Origin of the sequence: Neobacillus niacini (assembly GCF_031456445.1) — a bacterium.
Taxonomy (GTDB): domain Bacteria; phylum Bacillota; class Bacilli; order Bacillales; family Cytobacillaceae; genus Neobacillus; species Neobacillus niacini_I.
This window is the reverse complement of record NZ_JAVDUQ010000010.1, coordinates 23,420-39,419: the sequence shown is the minus strand read 5'-3', so window position 1 is coordinate 39,419 and position 16,000 is coordinate 23,420. Positions and strand designations below refer to the sequence as shown.

Annotated in this window: 16 protein-coding genes and 1 riboswitch; of the genes, 1 reads left to right on the top strand and 15 read right to left on the bottom strand. The window is 39.6% G+C overall.

Going from position 1 to position 16,000, the window contains the following annotated elements; genetic code table 11:
* Nucleotides 1-33: 33 nt before the first annotated feature.
* From cobJ to J2Y67_RS10825, 5 genes are all read right to left on the bottom strand, one after another.
* Nucleotides 34-1,650 (bottom strand): precorrin-3B C(17)-methyltransferase, encoded by a 1,617-nt coding sequence (gene cobJ, locus J2Y67_RS10845; RefSeq protein ID WP_310173790.1) that lies wholly within the window; start codon nt 1,648-1,650, stop codon nt 34-36.
* A gap of 52 nt (nt 1,651-1,702) precedes the next feature.
* Nucleotides 1,703-2,089 carry a (2Fe-2S) ferredoxin domain-containing protein gene (locus J2Y67_RS10840; protein ID WP_310173788.1) on the bottom strand — a complete coding sequence of 129 codons (387 nt, stop codon included), beginning with the start codon at nt 2,087-2,089 and terminating at the stop codon, nt 1,703-1,705.
* Nucleotides 2,090-2,216: 127 nt separating this feature from the next.
* Nucleotides 2,217-2,397, bottom strand: a riboswitch (cobalamin riboswitch).
* Nucleotides 2,398-2,629: 232 nt separating this feature from the next.
* Nucleotides 2,630-3,373 carry a hypothetical protein gene (locus J2Y67_RS10835; protein WP_310173787.1) on the bottom strand — a complete coding sequence of 248 codons (744 nt, stop codon included), beginning with the start codon at nt 3,371-3,373 and terminating at the stop codon, nt 2,630-2,632.
* Between the two features lie 14 nt (nt 3,374-3,387).
* Nucleotides 3,388-3,951, bottom strand: a complete 564-nt coding sequence (locus J2Y67_RS10830; RefSeq protein WP_310173785.1) for a Uma2 family endonuclease — start codon at nt 3,949-3,951, stop codon at nt 3,388-3,390.
* Nucleotides 3,932-4,525, bottom strand: a complete 594-nt coding sequence (locus J2Y67_RS10825; RefSeq protein ID WP_310173783.1) for a class I SAM-dependent methyltransferase — start codon at nt 4,523-4,525, stop codon at nt 3,932-3,934. Before J2Y67_RS10825 ends, J2Y67_RS10830 begins: the two co-directional genes overlap by 20 nt.
* Between J2Y67_RS10825 and J2Y67_RS10820 the strand changes: the two genes are divergently transcribed.
* Nucleotides 4,518-4,646: a hypothetical protein gene (locus J2Y67_RS10820; RefSeq protein ID WP_310173782.1), complete on the top strand. Its 129-nt coding sequence runs from the start codon at nt 4,518-4,520 to the stop codon at nt 4,644-4,646. The two genes, J2Y67_RS10825 and J2Y67_RS10820, sit on opposite strands and share 8 nt — an antisense overlap.
* A 209-nt stretch (nt 4,647-4,855) precedes the next feature.
* Here the strand turns inward: J2Y67_RS10820 and J2Y67_RS10815 are convergent, their stop codons facing one another.
* From J2Y67_RS10815 to J2Y67_RS10770, 10 genes are all read right to left on the bottom strand, one after another.
* The gene (locus tag J2Y67_RS10815; RefSeq protein ID WP_310173780.1) at nt 4,856-6,322 is read right to left on the bottom strand and encodes a protein adenylyltransferase SelO; all 1,467 of its coding nucleotides are present in this window, start codon (nt 6,320-6,322) and stop codon (nt 4,856-4,858) included.
* 217 nt (nt 6,323-6,539) lie between these two features.
* Nucleotides 6,540-7,175: an SdpI family protein gene (locus J2Y67_RS10810; protein WP_310173777.1), complete on the bottom strand. Its 636-nt coding sequence runs from the start codon at nt 7,173-7,175 to the stop codon at nt 6,540-6,542.
* Between the two features lie 14 nt (nt 7,176-7,189).
* A complete protein-coding gene (locus J2Y67_RS10805; RefSeq protein ID WP_310173775.1) occupies nt 7,190-7,444 on the bottom strand; it encodes an autorepressor SdpR family transcription factor in 255 nt (84 codons plus the stop codon).
* Between the two features lie 176 nt (nt 7,445-7,620).
* Nucleotides 7,621-9,966: a polyprenyl synthetase family protein gene (locus tag J2Y67_RS10800; protein WP_396954066.1), complete on the bottom strand. Its 2,346-nt coding sequence runs from the start codon at nt 9,964-9,966 to the stop codon at nt 7,621-7,623.
* Nucleotides 9,967-10,164: 198 nt separating this feature from the next.
* On the bottom strand, nt 10,165-11,082 hold the full coding sequence (rbsB, locus tag J2Y67_RS10795) for a ribose ABC transporter substrate-binding protein RbsB (RefSeq protein ID WP_310173770.1): 918 nt from the start codon (nt 11,080-11,082) through the stop codon (nt 10,165-10,167).
* Between the two features lie 14 nt (nt 11,083-11,096).
* A complete protein-coding gene (gene rbsC, locus J2Y67_RS10790; RefSeq protein ID WP_310173979.1) occupies nt 11,097-12,023 on the bottom strand; it encodes a ribose ABC transporter permease RbsC in 927 nt (308 codons plus the stop codon).
* Nucleotides 12,024-12,069: 46 nt separating this feature from the next.
* Nucleotides 12,070-13,551: a sugar ABC transporter ATP-binding protein gene (locus J2Y67_RS10785; RefSeq protein ID WP_310173767.1), complete on the bottom strand. Its 1,482-nt coding sequence runs from the start codon at nt 13,549-13,551 to the stop codon at nt 12,070-12,072.
* Nucleotides 13,552-13,624: 73 nt separating this feature from the next.
* Complete coding sequence (gene rbsD / locus J2Y67_RS10780) at nt 13,625-14,020, bottom strand: D-ribose pyranase (protein WP_310173764.1); 396 nt, start codon at nt 14,018-14,020, stop codon at nt 13,625-13,627.
* A gap of 1 nt (nt 14,021) precedes the next feature.
* Nucleotides 14,022-14,900, bottom strand: a complete 879-nt coding sequence (gene rbsK / locus J2Y67_RS10775; protein ID WP_310173761.1) for a ribokinase — start codon at nt 14,898-14,900, stop codon at nt 14,022-14,024.
* Nucleotides 14,893-15,882 carry a LacI family DNA-binding transcriptional regulator gene (locus J2Y67_RS10770; RefSeq protein WP_310173759.1) on the bottom strand — a complete coding sequence of 330 codons (990 nt, stop codon included), beginning with the start codon at nt 15,880-15,882 and terminating at the stop codon, nt 14,893-14,895. The genes rbsK and J2Y67_RS10770 overlap by 8 nt, the downstream gene beginning before the upstream one ends.
* Nucleotides 15,883-16,000: the final 118 nt, after the last annotated feature.

The window sequence follows — 16,000 nt, the reverse complement described above, 5'->3', positions numbered from 1 at the left end:
TCCTCCCCTTTGTTTAAAGATGGACCACTATATTTATTCTCCGCACACGGCTGCTTCAATTTTGATTTTCGGAGTAATATCTTGATAGATGAAGCCTTTAACCTGCTTTACCCGTTTAAAGAATTTATAGAAGCGCTCGTTTGGATAGGCCTTTTCCTTGTATTCTTGAACAATCCCCTCAACGAGTCCGACGATTTTCTCAGGTGCAATTCCTTCCGCGACAATTTGGCCGGAATGGGCACTTCTTCCGGCTGTCTTTGCCCCTAAAAATAAATCAAAGGCACCTTTGCGGTATACTAGGCCAATATCCTCTTTCACCGCTCCATAGCACGCCATGCCGCAGCCGTTCACTCCAATTTTTAATTCTTTTGGGAGTTCCATTCCACCAAGCCTTTCATGCAGTTCTTCGGCATAGGAAATCGAATCTTTCTTTTCTCCATCACAAAAATCGCAGGCTTTTACAGATAAAACGTCACCAATCGGAGAAATTATAAAATTGGCTTCTTCTAATTTCTGCACAATTTCATCTGGCTGTGAGGTTACAATCTGCAGTTTTATATAATGATCCTGCGTATATTCCATCACACCTTCTTCCCCTACAACTTCTGAGAGAGTAAGCATCTGTTTTGGGGTGAACTTTTTATTTGCCACACCCGGACTTACCGCCAGTTCAAAAATGGTCTGGATGGGCTGTTTAACAATATGGGAAAAGCCCTCACCTGCGCCAGTAATCATTTGCAGTGCTTCCTCTGCCAGTTGTTTTGCAGTCTCCTTGGAAGCCTGAACAGCGTCATCATTCCTAATTGGTTTTACATCATCTATTTGTTCCAACGCCCATGGTTCGGCTTCTTTTTGCAAACGCTGATGCGGTTTCAACGGCTGGACTGCCTGATTTAACGTATATTTTCGTTGATAACCGCGCGGCGTAATCATTAGGTCATCATAGAAAAAGGTAGAAGAATTTCCAATAATTACCGTTGTTAACATCCCAATTTCATGGTCAAGCATATCTTGTAAATTGGTCATGACAATATTTTGACTGTCACGGTATGCACTTTTCACTAAACCTACCGGCGTTTCAGGAGACCGATATTTTAAGAGAATCTTTTGTGCTTCGACAATTTGTCTTGTTCTTCTTCCGCTTTTTGGATTGTATAGGGCAATCACAAAATCAGCTTGGGCTGCGGCTTCGATTCTTTTTTCGATTAATTCCCACGGTGTTAAATGGTCACTTAAACTAATAGTGCAGGCATCATGCATGATCGGTGCTCCCAATAAGGCCGCACAGGAATTGATGGCGGAAATGCCGGGAATTACTTCTACTTCCACCCCTGAATCCTTTTTCCACCCTTTTTCTACCAAAACTTCATAAACAAGGCCTGCCATTCCATAAACACCGGCATCTCCGCTTGAAATCACAGCAACTTTCTTTCCCTGCTCTGCCTGTTTGACTGCTTCCTGGGCCCGGCTGACCTCTTCTGTCATTCCCGTGCTAATGATTTGCTGCCCTGAAAGTAATCCCTTAATTAAATCTACATAGGTTTTATATCCGATAATAATGTCGCTTTCCTGTAGGGCTTCTTTTGCACGTTCGGTGATATGTTTAGCGTCTCCCGGTCCAAATCCGATGACCAACAGTTTTCCTATCATCCTGATTGTCCTCCTTCCAAGGTCCAAATAACCAGAAATCTTTATCCCTAGCTTATTGGACCGGCTTTTTTACAGGCTTAATTATTCCTTCCACACAGTCCGTATTTTCGGTTTGTTTAAAGACTTCCCCGTCAAATTGATAAATAATGTTATTTTGCAACCTAGTTCCCCCTAGTAGGTGCTGCTGGACAATTTTGCTACCTACTTCCGGTGTTACATCCTTGTACCAGGTTCCGTCCGGATAGACAATCGCTACAGGAGCATCCTTGCATCTGCCGTTGCATCTTGTTCTGGTTGTATGTATGAATGAGTCTAAATCTAAATTGGTAATCTCGTTGCGAATGGCCTGTGTTGCTTCTTCACCCCCTTTTCTCATGCAGCTGCTGCCGTTACAAATGAGTACATGGTGTTTCGTCCCGTTTAAATTCCAGGTCGTCATATAACACTCTCCTTTTGTTTTTTTGAAAAAAAAACACCCCTATGAAAATAGGGGTGCAGGCAAATACACACAAAAATGCAAACTGTTCGTATTTTAAGCACTACTACCTATTTTCCCGTAGGTTTCATGAAACAAATAGGACAAGGCAGGTCTCCTGACTCAGGTTCATCGTTTCATTACGTCTTCCCGAAATTATTCAGTGACAATTGCAATGAAACTCCTCATAACAGTGGCGGGTACCGTGACGGATTCTAACCGTACTTCCCTTTTAAGCGCTGTTTTAGCGCACCTTTTCCTATTACTATTCAATTTTATAAAAAACTTATTCCCTTTATTTCACAAAAGAGTTTGTAATAAAAAAGATATTAATTTTTATAATAGACTATCAATCACCCTATATCAAGTTTTCCAAGGATTTTTTTAGCAAAATTTTCTCAAAATAGATATATTATCCTAAAAAACCATCGATAAATTTCCGATGATTTTAAATGGAAGGATCAATTCTCAAAATAAATAAAAAAGTTTTATGGAATAGAAGAATTATTTTGGAGGTATTTTTTCTTGAGTTTCTATGAAGATAAGTCTCTCAATTTGCAACATAGCGGAAAGTACATGAAGAAAAGTTTCGTGTGGAGTCAAATTTTTTGAATATCTATTATAATAATAGTGTAAATGCCTGACTATTTCGATTCTTGCTTTATAATCAAAATGGTAAAAATCAACAATTGGGGCATGTAAACCGTTCCCTAACGGTATTAACGTCCCCATGACAATTTCCCCATTTTTCGGCGGGGTTGCAAGCGGGTCACATACAAGGACATCAATTGTTTTTTCTGTTAAAATATCAACAACAACAAAGAAACGATCATTAAATTTATAGCCTACATAATAGAATTTAGGGCTTGCCTTCCAAGATTCCTTTAACCACGATACAATAACAGCACGACTGTCCAACTCATGGTTCTTTTCAGCCAAATATTCTGCAATGCAGCTTTCACTATAATTGTAAATGGCATCATACAAGATTCGCCACCAAAATAAATTATGTAATAAGATATCTTTTTTCTCTTCCCTCGTTTTAAGTTCTTCTACGTATTCCTCTAAAATGGGAGCAACCTCATTGAAATAGGCATCGAGCGTAAAGTACATAAAATCGCTAAATGTATCCATCATACTTTCCCTTAACTCCTCAGAAACAGGATAATCCGGCCGAAAACTTTTGGTATTCGTTTCTGACTGGGCAAACTCAATAACCTTATCAACAGTTTCTTTCATCTCCATCATGCTAACCAATCCCTTCAATGAAATAGATCTTTTAAATCCACACTTAAACCGTCTAAAAATTTCGATGTCACTGTTCCGCTCTCAGTTTTCAAATCATGCTGGTCATACATACCTTCACTATTAAGAGAATAAACCGTTACAGAATTCAGCATCGGATTGACAATCCAATACTCTTTGACACCATAATTCATATAAAGATTTAATTTTGTAATTAAATCATGGGATTGATTGGAAGGGCTTAGGATTTCCACTATAAGATCTGGAACCCCAATATAGCGTGCTTCTGTAAAACCACTTTTGTCACATAAAACAATTAGATCCGGGATAACAATTTTCGTTCCTTCCACGTTTTCCTTTTTTAATTCAATATCAAATGGAGCATGAAATACCTCACAAGGCTTTCCTCCCAAGAAATTATCCAATTTGATAAGAAGTTTTCTTGATAACCGTTGATGTTTCGTTGTAGGTGATGGCGAAATATAGACAAATCCGTCAATATATTCTAATAGTTCCTCTGAATATTCTCGAATTTTAAAAAAATCCTCTACAGAAATAGAATCATTCCGATATAGGGTCATGTTTTATCTCTCCATTTACATTTTTGGCAAAGATGGTTTGCCGTCCCTCTTGTTCATTTTCTTCAAAAAAGAGCACTTGCCAGTCTCGTAATTCGTTGAGAAGTTCTTGTGACTGCAGTTTATATTGATGAGAGACACCCTGATTCTCGTTCTTCGAGTTTAAATAATAGGTTTCCATGAACAAAAAACCTTCTTCTTTTATGATGTTCTTTAAAATTGGAAAAAGAGATCTATCTAAATAATAGCTAATTACCACTAAATCAAAGGAGTTGTCCTCCCAACTAAGATTGTTCCATTCCGTCAAATCGCATACTCGTGGCATGATGTTGAGATTTTCTTTTGATGCACGTTCTTGAAGAAAGTTGATCGCAACCTCAGATATGTCAACTGCTTGGACTTGATAGTTCAAACGTTCCAGTAACAAGCTGTTTCCACCAAGACCACAGGCAAGATCAAGCGCCGTACCTCCAAGAAGATAGGGAAATAGATTTTTTAATCTTGGATTTGGCGTGGGCACGTCTATTTGATTAAGGCGTTCTTGATGTTTTGTATTCCATTTTGTTCTAGTGTCCATAGGAAGCTCCTTAACTGTAATAAGTGAAAATGTAGATAAAAAGAAAAATGCGAGAATGATCAAAAGAAGGGAAAATCCGGATGAAATCGAGGTGAATCAAATGAAGTTAAAATATGAATAGAATTCAAAAAGAATACTAGTTCATTATAACATTCCAATTTATAGAATGTTCAAGTCTTCTTATGCCTTTCACAAAATTGTAAAATATTACAAAAGTCATGTAAGAGCTACTCTAGATAAAATTTGTTAAAATCGTTTCAAAAAAGCTACTCAGCAAATTTGAGCAGCTTTTGAATTAACATTTTATTTAAACCTTCCCAATTAATTCAATCATGTACCACAGAAAGTCCGATAAGGAAGGTTTGATGGTGCTGGCAATGTGCAATACTCTTCTTGTTCAGAAGAATGCGCAAATGGTTTAGAAAGAACATTAAGCAGTTTTTCCATCACACTTAAATCTCCCTCATTTACCGCTGCATCGAGTGCTTCTTCTACCCGGTGATTCCGAGGGATAACTGCAGGATTGCTGTTCCGCATTAACTTTTGAGAAGATTCATTGGAATTCTCCTGTCTCCCTAGTCTTGCCTGCCATTTTTCATGCCACTGCATAAATTCCAGATTTCCATTGAGCGATGTAACCTCTATCTTATCGATAGTTAATGCTCGGAACGTATTCGTATAGTCCGCACGATATTTCTGCATCATGTTGAGGAGATCTTCCACAAGGGTGGCATCCTCTTCCTCTTCGTTAAAGATCCCCAACTTTGCTCTCATCCCCGCGAGCCAATTCTTCTGATACTTTTCCATATAACCGGAAATAGCATCCTGTGCAATTTTTACTGCCTTTTCTTGGTCATCATGCAGCAATGGCAATAAAGTTTCAGCAAATCTTGCTAGATTCCAACCCGCTATGTACGGCTGATTGCCATAGGCATAGCGTCCTTGAACATCGATAGAACTGAACACTGTTTCAGGGTCATACGTATCCATAAAGGCGCAAGGACCGTAATCAATGGTTTCTCCACTAATCGCCATGTTGTCAGTGTTCATCACACCGTGGATAAAACCAACCAGCTGCCATTTTGCGACAAGCGCTGCCTGACGCTTAATTACTTCTTGGAGCAAGGAAAGGTAACGATTTCCATCCGCATCAATATCAAGGTAATGGCGTTTTATTGTATAGTCAGCAAGGGTTCGAAGTTCTTCAACTGTTCCCCATTTTGCCGCATATTGAAAAGTGCCGACACGGATATGACTGAAAGCCACACGGGTCAAGATAGCCCCTGGGAGGTAGGTTTCACGGGCAATTGCCTCACCCGTTTCCACCACTGCTAAACTGCGGGTAGTCGGAATCCCAAGCGCATGCATTGCCTCGCTAATAATATATTCACGGAGCATTGGACCAAGTGCTGCACGACCATCACCACCGCGGGAATATCTCGTCCTGCCTGAACCCTTGAGCTGAAGATCAAAGCGCTCTCCTTGAGGAGTAATTTGCTCACCTAGCAAAAGTGCCCGGCCATCCCCTAACATTGTAAAATGGCCAAATTGATGTCCGGCATATGCTTGTGCAAGAGGAGAACCCCCCTCAGGAATTCGGTTACCGGCAAGGACGGCAATGCCATCTTCAGATTGAAGTTTCTCAACGGTCAATCCTAATGATGCCGCTAAAGGACTATTGAGAATAATCAAATTTGGTGAGCGTACAGGGTTTAGATTTTGATTTGTAAAAAATATTTCCGGCAGTCGGGCGTAGCTATTGTCAAAATTCCAGCCTGTTTCATTTTGATTTGTCATGGTAACTCCTTTTAAAAAAATGGTTGTTTTTAGATTTGCTGATAAGTGGAGTTGATTCGCTGATTAAACTTCAATAAATCGCTGATAACGTTTAATCTTACACTTTATTTAAGTGTATTGATTCGAATTTTTAAAATTTTTACTTAAAGTCCTCTACTTTTTATATTAACACTTTTTAGTGTCCACCTATGCAAATCCAATATACCGATATTCTTTGCTATGAATTCTTTTTGAATAACAGATAGGAATAAAGGTAAATACCCACAACTCCTATGACTAATGCTGCGAAAAACAGTTGCATACCGATCGTACCAAGGAAACTAGCTACAATAGATATAAGACCGATCATGACCAATACATATCCACCAAATCTATGCGTCTTTTTCCACACATATTCCGACGCAAGAGTCCAAGGATTTCGAAAGCCGACAAAGTAGTTGTGGCGAATTTGTACCATGTAATTACCAAGTACAATGAAAAGAATTCCCAAAAGCATTGGCACCACCTTTTGCATTGGCACATGATAACCTAGCGCACTCGCGATGGCGATTAGGTTTATACAAGATAAAAAAAGGATAATGACAAGATTGATTATCGAGTAAGCAGTTTTATGCATTTTATAGGATTCCTTTTTCGGATCAATCGCTGGTAAATAATTTAGAAAAAAGAACATAACGACGGGCAATGCACCGAGGCCGACAAGTTCTAACCTTGAACCAAAGCGATTGACTTCGCCATTAATTCCCCAGTGAACAGGCACTTTTTCCGGCAGTTTCGAATAGACCAAAATATTAACTAGAAAGGTAATAATCGAAATTCCGAGCGTACCATAATAAAGCTTATTTTTTCTCACGGTGGTTCTCCCCTTTAGCTTTTTTTATCTAAGAGCCATTTGATGACATCCTGTAAAATTGTGGAGTTTAATGAGTAAAGAACAAACTGTCCTTTTTTTTCATCAAGGACTAATCCAGCTGATTTTAGAATTTTTAAATGGTTGCTGATGGAGGGCTTACTCATTTCGAATTGATCAGCAATTTCTCCAGCTGTTAAATCCTGCTCCTTCAACAAATCAAGGATTTTTCTTCTATTCGGATCGGCTAATGCCTTAAAAACTTCGTTCATCTTAGTCCCTCCTTTAATATTTAGTTAATTATCTAAATATATAATACCATAAATTTCAAGAAAAAAAAGACCATATTTGGTCTTCAAGGTCCTTTGAAAGACACTTTGCATGCCTTTAACAACAAATCTTTTCCTTCCACGACCTCATTCAAGAGTTCTTCTCTGTTTTTACCAAATTAACGTTCCCGGTTCACCAAATAATTCAATAAATGCTTCAAAAAAGTGGTATTTCGCGGGACCTCTTTCAGCGCCTCGATTGCTATACAGTAATGATCCCACATCGCTTTGCGAGCACCCTCCAGACCAAGGATCGACACAAAAGTTGAGCTATTGTTTTCAGCATCTTTTCCGACAGGTTTTCCTAGTAAACCCCGATCCCCTTCCACATCCAAAAGGTCATCCTTAATCTGAAATGCAATGCCAGCATGGCGGGCAAACTTTTTCAAGGCTGCTATTTCAACCTCCTCAACCTGGGCAAGAATCGCAGGCATGATGAGAGAGGCTTCAAAAGCGATCCCCGTTTTATTAAAACACATCGTATTTAATTGTGTCAGAGTCATTGGTTTCCCTTTGGATTCTAAGTCCATTGCCTGCCCCATACACATCACCTCAGTCACTCGCGAAGAATATTGAATCAACTTCAGCACCGTTTTCGCATCAAACTGGTCGAGAGAAGCTTGTTCTTCCGTAGCCTTCTGAGTCAGAAAAAGTCCTGTTAATTCTGCGATCGCAATATTATACTTCTTGTGAAGGCTTGAACGCCCCCTCCGGGTTGACGCATTATCCTGGGATGGCAAATCATCAAAAATAAGGGAGGCTGTGTGCATATATTCCAATGATCTCAACAGCGGAACCATGACTTTCGGATTGAATCCATAGGCGTTAACACCCATGACCCACGTAATAATCGGTCGTAATCGCTTTCCATCACCCTCCAAACTGTAATTTGCAGCATCGATGATCGAATCCTCAATTTCGACTTTAGGAATTGGTAAAAGTCGATTCATCTGCTCGCGTACACTTTCAATGGTATTAGAAAATTCCTCCTGCTCTTTCCGTTCATTTTTTAAAATAGTAATCATATGATCTCGAAGCAGCTTATCAAAGAAATCAACATCATCTGCTTTTCGAACCATTTTTTGAATCAGACCATTGAATTTCGGAATACCTGAAGCAAACAACTTCATCACATCATTGTATTTTTCAACTCCCATTCGTTCATTAAATCGCTTCAAGCCATTGATCGCACGATCAAGAATTACCTCGCAGGTTTTAGAATCGGAATGATACACATTATGGATCAAATTGGCGATAACCGTCCAGTATAACTCGAAGGGATTGATCAAATCATTGCGCTGTTCATGATATTTCAAATAATAGGTATAGGGAGTTACCGCCCCCTCTATCCAATCATCAAACATATCGGCAAAATCATCTGCCAGTTGGTTATAAATACCGTAATAAAACGTTCGACTGTCAAAGCCTTCATTTTCTGGTGCACCGATCACGGACCGGGCAATCAATCGGGAAAAAGAAGATTTTAATATGATGGGAAGATAAAGTTCTTCATTGGAATAGTTTGGATTCGATAGTTTCTTTTCACGGTCCACTTCCTGAGCATGAAAAAATACATAGGATTGCTCAAAAAAATTCTTACGTGTCGCGAGCCGTTGATGGGTCTTAATATACTCAAAAGCTTCCCGAAGTTCTGAATGAATCGGACGTATCAAGTCCTCATTTGCAGAAGCCCAATCCCCCAATTCCGGGACAGTCCCAGTAATAAGGGTGGTTCGTATTAGATTGGAATATTGTTTTTTCTCTTCATCGCTTAAAACTTTGGCATCGAGAAGATCGTCAATGAAAGGATAGGTCAGTCCATAGGAATACCCAAGCCGTATCGCTTCATCCAGTTTCTGGGCACGTTCTTCTGGTGAAATCTCCTTGTCCATTTCTTCCGTCACATGCATAACGACCCCGCCAATGATCTTTATCAATTTTCGCTGGGCATGGTCCGCTTCCATCCCCTTTGGAATGATTGCAGCTACTGTTTTTAGTTTGTTTATCAACCAGATTATCGTAGATTCAATACTTTCCTTCTGACCCCACCGATACATTCCCGACATACTAAACGTTTCCGTTTTGATCGGCTGCCTCAAGTAATTTTTTAAGTTGTCCACTACCTGACGAATCCTCGTTTGTGTATCAGGGGAATCCAAGGATTTGCCCAGGTCTCGCATAAAAATATAAGAGATACTTCGATCTAAATAATGATCTAATTTCCCTGCATAATCCAGCCATTGAATATAATTGTAGTATCCAATTTTTTTCTTTTCACTTGAGAAAAAAGAGAGGAATGGATAGCGATGAATATGATTATGTTTCCAGGAATGAATGTCTTTTGTTAAAACAGAGACAAAGGTCTTTTGCTGAACCTGGGAAAACAGTGATTGAAAATATTGTGCAGCCTTCTCTTCAGCTTGCTGATAACATGCATCCGCATCATAGTCTAATTCCTTATACATCGAAAACATTCCCTCTAGTTTATTTTCTGTTTTAAAAAATATCCTGTTTCTTGTAATTATACAAAAAATTTCATTTAAAACTATCAAAATATATTTATATATAATCTCAAAACTACGTCTTTATACGTTTTTCCTTATGGGAATTTAAAAAGACCCGTTCCCTCATTTCAGGAACAGGTCTTTTTAAGACGAACTTACTTATTTCTTTGTCACAAGTTTTAATGGTGCCGGAATATTTTTGGCAACCTTTTTACCTTGAACCACATCTCTGCCGGCATCAACAGCAAGTTTGCCGATTAATTCTGGCTGCTGAGCAACAGTTGCTTCCATTTTTCCAGCTTTAATAGCTTTCAGAGCATCATCATTTCCATCAAAGCCAATGACCATGATTTCTTTACCGGAGCTATTGATCGCTTCAATGGCCCCCAATGCCATTTCATCATTATGGGCAAAGACTGCTTGAATATCCGGATTAGCTTGAAGTAAATTTTCCATTACGTTTAATCCCTTGGTCCGGTCGAAATCAGCCGATTGTTTCTCGACTACATTCAATTTCTGATCGGCAATATTATGGAAACCTTTTCCTCGTTCACGTGTGGCGGAGGCACCTGGTACACCCTCAAGTTCGGCAACCTTTGCCTTCTCCCCAAGCTTTTTCACAATATAATTTCCTGCCATTTCTCCGCCCTTGATATTATCGGAAGCAACTAATGCGGCAACTTTTCCTTTATCGGCCGAACGGTCAAGTGTGATGACCGGAATTCCTATATTGTTTGCGGATTGAACTGCTGTTGAAATCGCAGCTGAATCTGTTGGGTTAATCAACAAAACGTCAACCCCCTGCTGGATTAAATCTTCTACATCATTTATTTGCTTTGCAGAATCATTTTGTGCATCAACAACTTTTACTTCCATTCCTAATGCTTTCGCTTCTTTTTGGACACCATTTTTTAAAGAAACGAAAAACGGATTGTTTAAGGTGGAAACGGATAGGCCAATCTTCACATCTTTTAAATTTTCCTTTTTCACCGGCTTTGCCCATGAGGGCGGCTGCATCGAACAGGCGCCTAAAAGCAAGAGTGATAGTGACATCAAAAGTACAACTAATTTTTTCATCGAAAATTCTCTCCTTATGCTGATTTCTTCCGATCAAGTAATACAGCAATGATGATTACAATCCCTTTTACTACTTGTTGATAGAATGAAGATACACCAAGAAGATTTAAACCATTGTTTAACGTACCGATTATTAATGCACCGATCAGCGTTCCAAAAATTCTTCCTTTCCCTCCTGAAAGGCTTGTCCCGCCTAATACAACTGCCGCGATGGCATCGAGTTCATAGGAAGTACCAGCTGTCGGCTGGGCCGAATTCAATCGTGATGTTAAAATTGATCCTGCTAATGCAGCAAGTAAACCGGAAAGACCGTAAATAATCAGCTTCACATTTGGTACTTTAATACCCGAAATTAGCGCGGCCTTTTCATTTCCGCCGATGGCATAGGTTTTTCGGCCAAATGGGGTTTTATGAAGAACAATATATAATAGTACAAACGTTACAATCATCGTAATCGCTGGTACAGGAATTCCTAGAAAATAACCACGGCCAAATAACTGGAATAAATAATTATCGCCTAACCCTGTGATTGGGTTTCCTTTTGTATAAACAAGTGTCAAACCTCTAAAGGCTGTCATGGTCGCCAATGTGGCAATGAATGGAGCCATTTTTCCTTTTATAATCAAGAGTCCATTGACCATTCCCATGATTCCGCCAAAAATACAGCCGACAATAATCGCTAAGATCGGATCAAGACCCGATACAATCATACCTGCCGTTAAAGCACTCGATAGGGCTAGAATCGCTCCGACTGATAAATCAATTCCTCCTGTTAAAATAACAAAGGTCATACCGAATGCGATTAACGCATTGATGGCCACTTGGCGCAATAAGTTTAGTATATTTAAAGGTTCTAGAAAACTTGGATTTAATATGGAAACAATCACAATTAAAATAATAAGTCCGAGAAGCGGTCCAAGTTTCTGCGTAATCGTATTCATAAAATTTGCCTTGCCAGCTTTTGTCCCTTCATTGATTGCGTTCATCTCACTGACCTCCCGTTGCCAATGTCATAATTTTTTCCTGGGTTGCTTCATCACTTTTCAATTCACCGCTTATTTTTCCTTCATGAATCACGAGAATTCGGTCGCTCATTCCCAGAATCTCCGGAAGCTCGGATGAAACCATGATGATCGCGACTCCCCTGTCCGTCAATTCATTCATCAGCTGATAGATTTCTCTTTTCGCACCCACATCTACCCCTCTTGTTGGTTCATCCAAAATCAATACCTTGGGACCAATGCCAACCCATTTTGCAATGACCACTTTTTGCTGATTTCCTCCTGATAAACTTCCAACCGCAATATCTGCCGATTCCGTTTTAACGGTTAGCCGTTTGATTAACATATTCACAAAGTCTTCTTCGTTTTTCTCTTTAATAATGCCTTTTGGAGCAAAACTATATAATGAGGGAAGAACCATATTTTCTTTGATAGAAAAATCTAAAATTAGCCCCTCATCTTTCCGGTCTTCCGTGATAAAACCAATGCCCGATTTCACGGCTTGATTAGGTGTTTTAATGGTTGTTTTCTTTCCATTCAGCCAAATTTCGCCGCTGTTAAAAGAATCCAGTCCAAAGATTGCGCGCATAATTTCCGTTCTTCCCGCTCCCATTAATCCAGAAACCCCAACGATTTCCCCTGACCGAACGGAAAAATTCACATTGCGGAATACACCATTTTTTGTTAACCCTTTTACTTCAAGTACCGTCTCACCAAGCTTTGACGTTCTTTTTGGAAACCTGTCTGTTAATTCCCTTCCGACCATTTTGCGCACGACTTCATCAAAATTAGTATCAGGAATTGCTTTTGTATCAACGGTCTTCCCATCGCGCATGACAGTAATCCGATCACAGATGGCAAGGATTTCTTCCATGCGATGAGAAATATAGACAATAGATACTCCTTGTTGTTTCAAAGAAGCAATCACGTCAAAAAGCTTGCTGATTTCTCTTTCTGTCAAGGCAGCCGTTGGTTCGTCCATGATAATGACCTTGGCATCCGTCATTAACGCCTTAGCGATTTCAATCATTTGCTGCTCTCCTACTGAACAGCTGCCTGCCTCTTTATCCAAAGGAATCGTCACTGATAATCGGTCAAACTGTTGTTTAGCTAACGCTTTCATTTCTTTTATTTTTAATAAACCAAGCGGGGACTTCAGTTCTTTGCCGATAAATAAATTTTCTAAAACGGTCATATCCGGCCAAATATTTAGTTCCTGATGGATAAAGGTAATCCCGTTTTGCTCTGCTTCTTTCGGGTTTTTAAAATAGGTTTCCTTGCCGTCAATGGTGATGGTGCCTTGGTCACGATTATGAAGTCCTGTCAGTACATTCATCATCGTGGATTTACCTGCACCATTTTCGCCCATTAATGCGTGGACTTCCCCGTCCAATAATTCAAAATCAACACCTGTTAAAACTTGATTGGTACCAAATGCTTTATAGATGTTCTGCATCGAAATGCGCATTTATATCACCTCAATCGATTTGGAAAAGCTACGAAGAAGGACAAATCTTGAAAGTCCAGCCCGATCTTATCTTTTAAAAAAATACTCCTGATTGTAAAATACAATTGGCATATGGGGTAACTTCCCCTGTACGGATAATGGCTTTCGCCTCTTTGGTTAATTGCTTAAACTCTTCATGCGAAACCTTTGCCGTTTCAATATCTGCAAATTTTCTTTTTAAATATTGCTCCATTTCCAGATTGCCTTCTTCGATTTCAGTAGCGATGATACATTTTTCAATCACCATGTCATCGGCAACTGCATCGGTAACTTCCTTAAACGATGGCAACCCAGCTTTAATCGCTAAATCAATTTTTGTTACACCTTCGGGAATTGGTAATCCGGCATCGGCTATGACAATAAAATCAGTATGGCCGAGGTCGGTTAAAACCTTGGAAATATGACTGTTTAAAATTCCATGGCGTTTCATGTTACAAACTCTCCTCTACTGCTTTTCTTGTTGGCATACCGCCCTGCGCACCAAATTTAGTAACAGAAAGGGAAGCTGCGCGATTGGCAAATTGGACACTTTCTATAAAACTCTTACCTTCTGCGAGTGCAACAGCAAGGGCAGCATTAAATGTGTCACCTGCACCTGTGGTATCAACCGCCTCTACGGTGTAGGATGGAACCACCACTTCTTCTTCACCGTTGTGGAAACGAACGCCATTTTTACCTTCTGTAATGAACAATTTGTTTGGATATTGCATTAATACCGAATGAAGGTTCTGATTTTCAAAAAGAATCGAAGCCTCTGATTCATTCGGTGTAATATAGGCAGCCTTCTCAATAACATCCTTACTGATTGGCCGTGCCGGTGCAGGATTCAGCATTAGAGGAACACCGAATTCATTGCATTTTCCGCTTACATATTCAACCGTTTCTTCAGGAATCTCTTGCTGAATCAAAACAATATTTGAATTACGAATTACATCGAGAGCTTTTTCCACAAAATCAGGTGTTACATAATTGTTCGCTCCCTTAACGACAATAATACTGTTATCGCCATCGGCAAGAGTAATATGAGCAGTTCCGCTTTCAGAATGTGTAACCGGTTCCACATAAGAGGTAAAAACACCATTTTCTTTAAAATTATCGAGAATAGATTTTCCGAAGGCGTCTCCGCCAATACATCCAACCATATGCACCTCTGCCCCTAATCTTGCAGCGGCCACTGCCTGGTTGGCCCCTTTCCCACCAGGCACAGTTTTAAATGATTCACCAAGAATCGTTTCACCCTTATTAGGCCGTCTTGGGGCCGTAACCACTAAATCCATCGATGAACTTCCAATTACAGTAATTTTAGCCATTGCCTTCAACCTTTCTTGTTGTTTGCCTTTCAATAAATGTAACAGGCATTTGAATATTTTTTTGTTCAATTTTTTCTTCATCTATAACTTGTATTAAAAGTTTTGCTGCCTTTCTTCCCATATCATAGGCCGGCTGACGAATCGTCGACAAAGCCGGATACAATAAGCTGCTGAGTGGGATGTCATCATAACCAATAATTTGCAGTTCGTCCGGAACGGAAATGCCTCTTCTTAACGCCTCATGCAGTATAGCGGCTGCGCCAAGATCGTTACTGGCAATCACTCCGTCTGTTTCCGGATATTTTTCAAATAATTCTTTTGCTATTTTTTCAGCATCATCAAAGGTAAAAGACGCAGTCGTCATCACATTAAAATCAACATTATAGTTGCAAAGCTCATTGATTGCTCCTTTAAACCGGTCTTGTGCTGTCCTTAATTCAATCGGTCCACGAAGCAACGTAATCACCTTGCTTCCCCTTCTAATCATTTCCTGTGCGGCCATTTTTCCGCCAGCCAAGCCATCTGCATAAACGGATGGATGTTCATTAGCTGTCCGGTCAAGAAATACGACTGGAAAATCTAAATTTTCATAATGACTCGTTTCGGTCTGGTTGGTTGCGGATATGATACCGATTACATTATTTTGTTTAAAGGTGTCTATATAATCAATTTCTTTCTTCGGCTTTTCATCAGCGTTTCCAATAATCAGCCGTAAACCATGTTCCTGCATCTCGTCCTCTACCCCGCGTGCAAGCTCGGGAAAGAACGGATTTCGAATGTCTGGAAGCAATAAGCCAATTAATCTGGATTTTTTCTTATAAAGAGACCGGGCAACTTCATTTGGTTTATAATTTAATTCTTGAATTGCTTTCTCTACAAGCTTTCTCGTATCTTCATGGATATAACCTTTATCATTTAAAGCTCTTGAAACCGTCGCTACAGATACTCCAGCTTTTTTTGCGACATCTCGTATTGTAGCCATTTATGTTTCACCTCTTATATGTAACCGATTACACATTCAGATTAGCACAGTATATTTTTAAATGCAATAAAGAATTTTTTTAAGATGTTATTATTGGGATTACCATTAATGTGCCCAT

Excerpts from the sequence above, each read along its gene's own strand:
- rbsK (WP_310173761.1), bottom strand. The coding sequence starts at position 14,900 with ATGGCTAAAATTACTGTAATTGGAAGTTCATCGATGGATTTAGTGGTT.
- J2Y67_RS10815 (WP_310173780.1), bottom strand. The coding sequence starts at position 6,322 with ATGACAAATCAAAATGAAACAGGCTGGAATTTTGACAATAGCTACGCC.
- J2Y67_RS10800 (WP_396954066.1), bottom strand. The coding sequence starts at position 9,966 with ATGTATAAGGAATTAGACTATGATGCGGATGCATGTTATCAGCAAGCT.
- J2Y67_RS10840 (WP_310173788.1), bottom strand. The coding sequence starts at position 2,089 with ATGACGACCTGGAATTTAAACGGGACGAAACACCATGTACTCATTTGT.
- rbsB (WP_310173770.1), bottom strand. The coding sequence starts at position 11,082 with ATGAAAAAATTAGTTGTACTTTTGATGTCACTATCACTCTTGCTTTTA.
- cobJ (WP_310173790.1), bottom strand. The coding sequence starts at position 1,650 with ATGATAGGAAAACTGTTGGTCATCGGATTTGGACCGGGAGACGCTAAA.
- J2Y67_RS10835 (WP_310173787.1), bottom strand. The coding sequence starts at position 3,373 with ATGATGGAGATGAAAGAAACTGTTGATAAGGTTATTGAGTTTGCCCAG.
- J2Y67_RS10830 (WP_310173785.1), bottom strand. The coding sequence starts at position 3,951 with ATGACCCTATATCGGAATGATTCTATTTCTGTAGAGGATTTTTTTAAA.
- J2Y67_RS10805 (WP_310173775.1), bottom strand. The coding sequence starts at position 7,444 with ATGAACGAAGTTTTTAAGGCATTAGCCGATCCGAATAGAAGAAAAATC.
- rbsC (WP_310173979.1), bottom strand. The coding sequence starts at position 12,023 with ATGAATACGATTACGCAGAAACTTGGACCGCTTCTCGGACTTATTATT.
- J2Y67_RS10770 (WP_310173759.1), bottom strand. The coding sequence starts at position 15,882 with ATGGCTACAATACGAGATGTCGCAAAAAAAGCTGGAGTATCTGTAGCG.
- J2Y67_RS10785 (WP_310173767.1), bottom strand. The coding sequence starts at position 13,551 with ATGCGCATTTCGATGCAGAACATCTATAAAGCATTTGGTACCAATCAA.
- J2Y67_RS10825 (WP_310173783.1), bottom strand. The coding sequence starts at position 4,525 with ATGGACACTAGAACAAAATGGAATACAAAACATCAAGAACGCCTTAAT.
- rbsD (WP_310173764.1), bottom strand. The coding sequence starts at position 14,020 with ATGAAACGCCATGGAATTTTAAACAGTCATATTTCCAAGGTTTTAACC.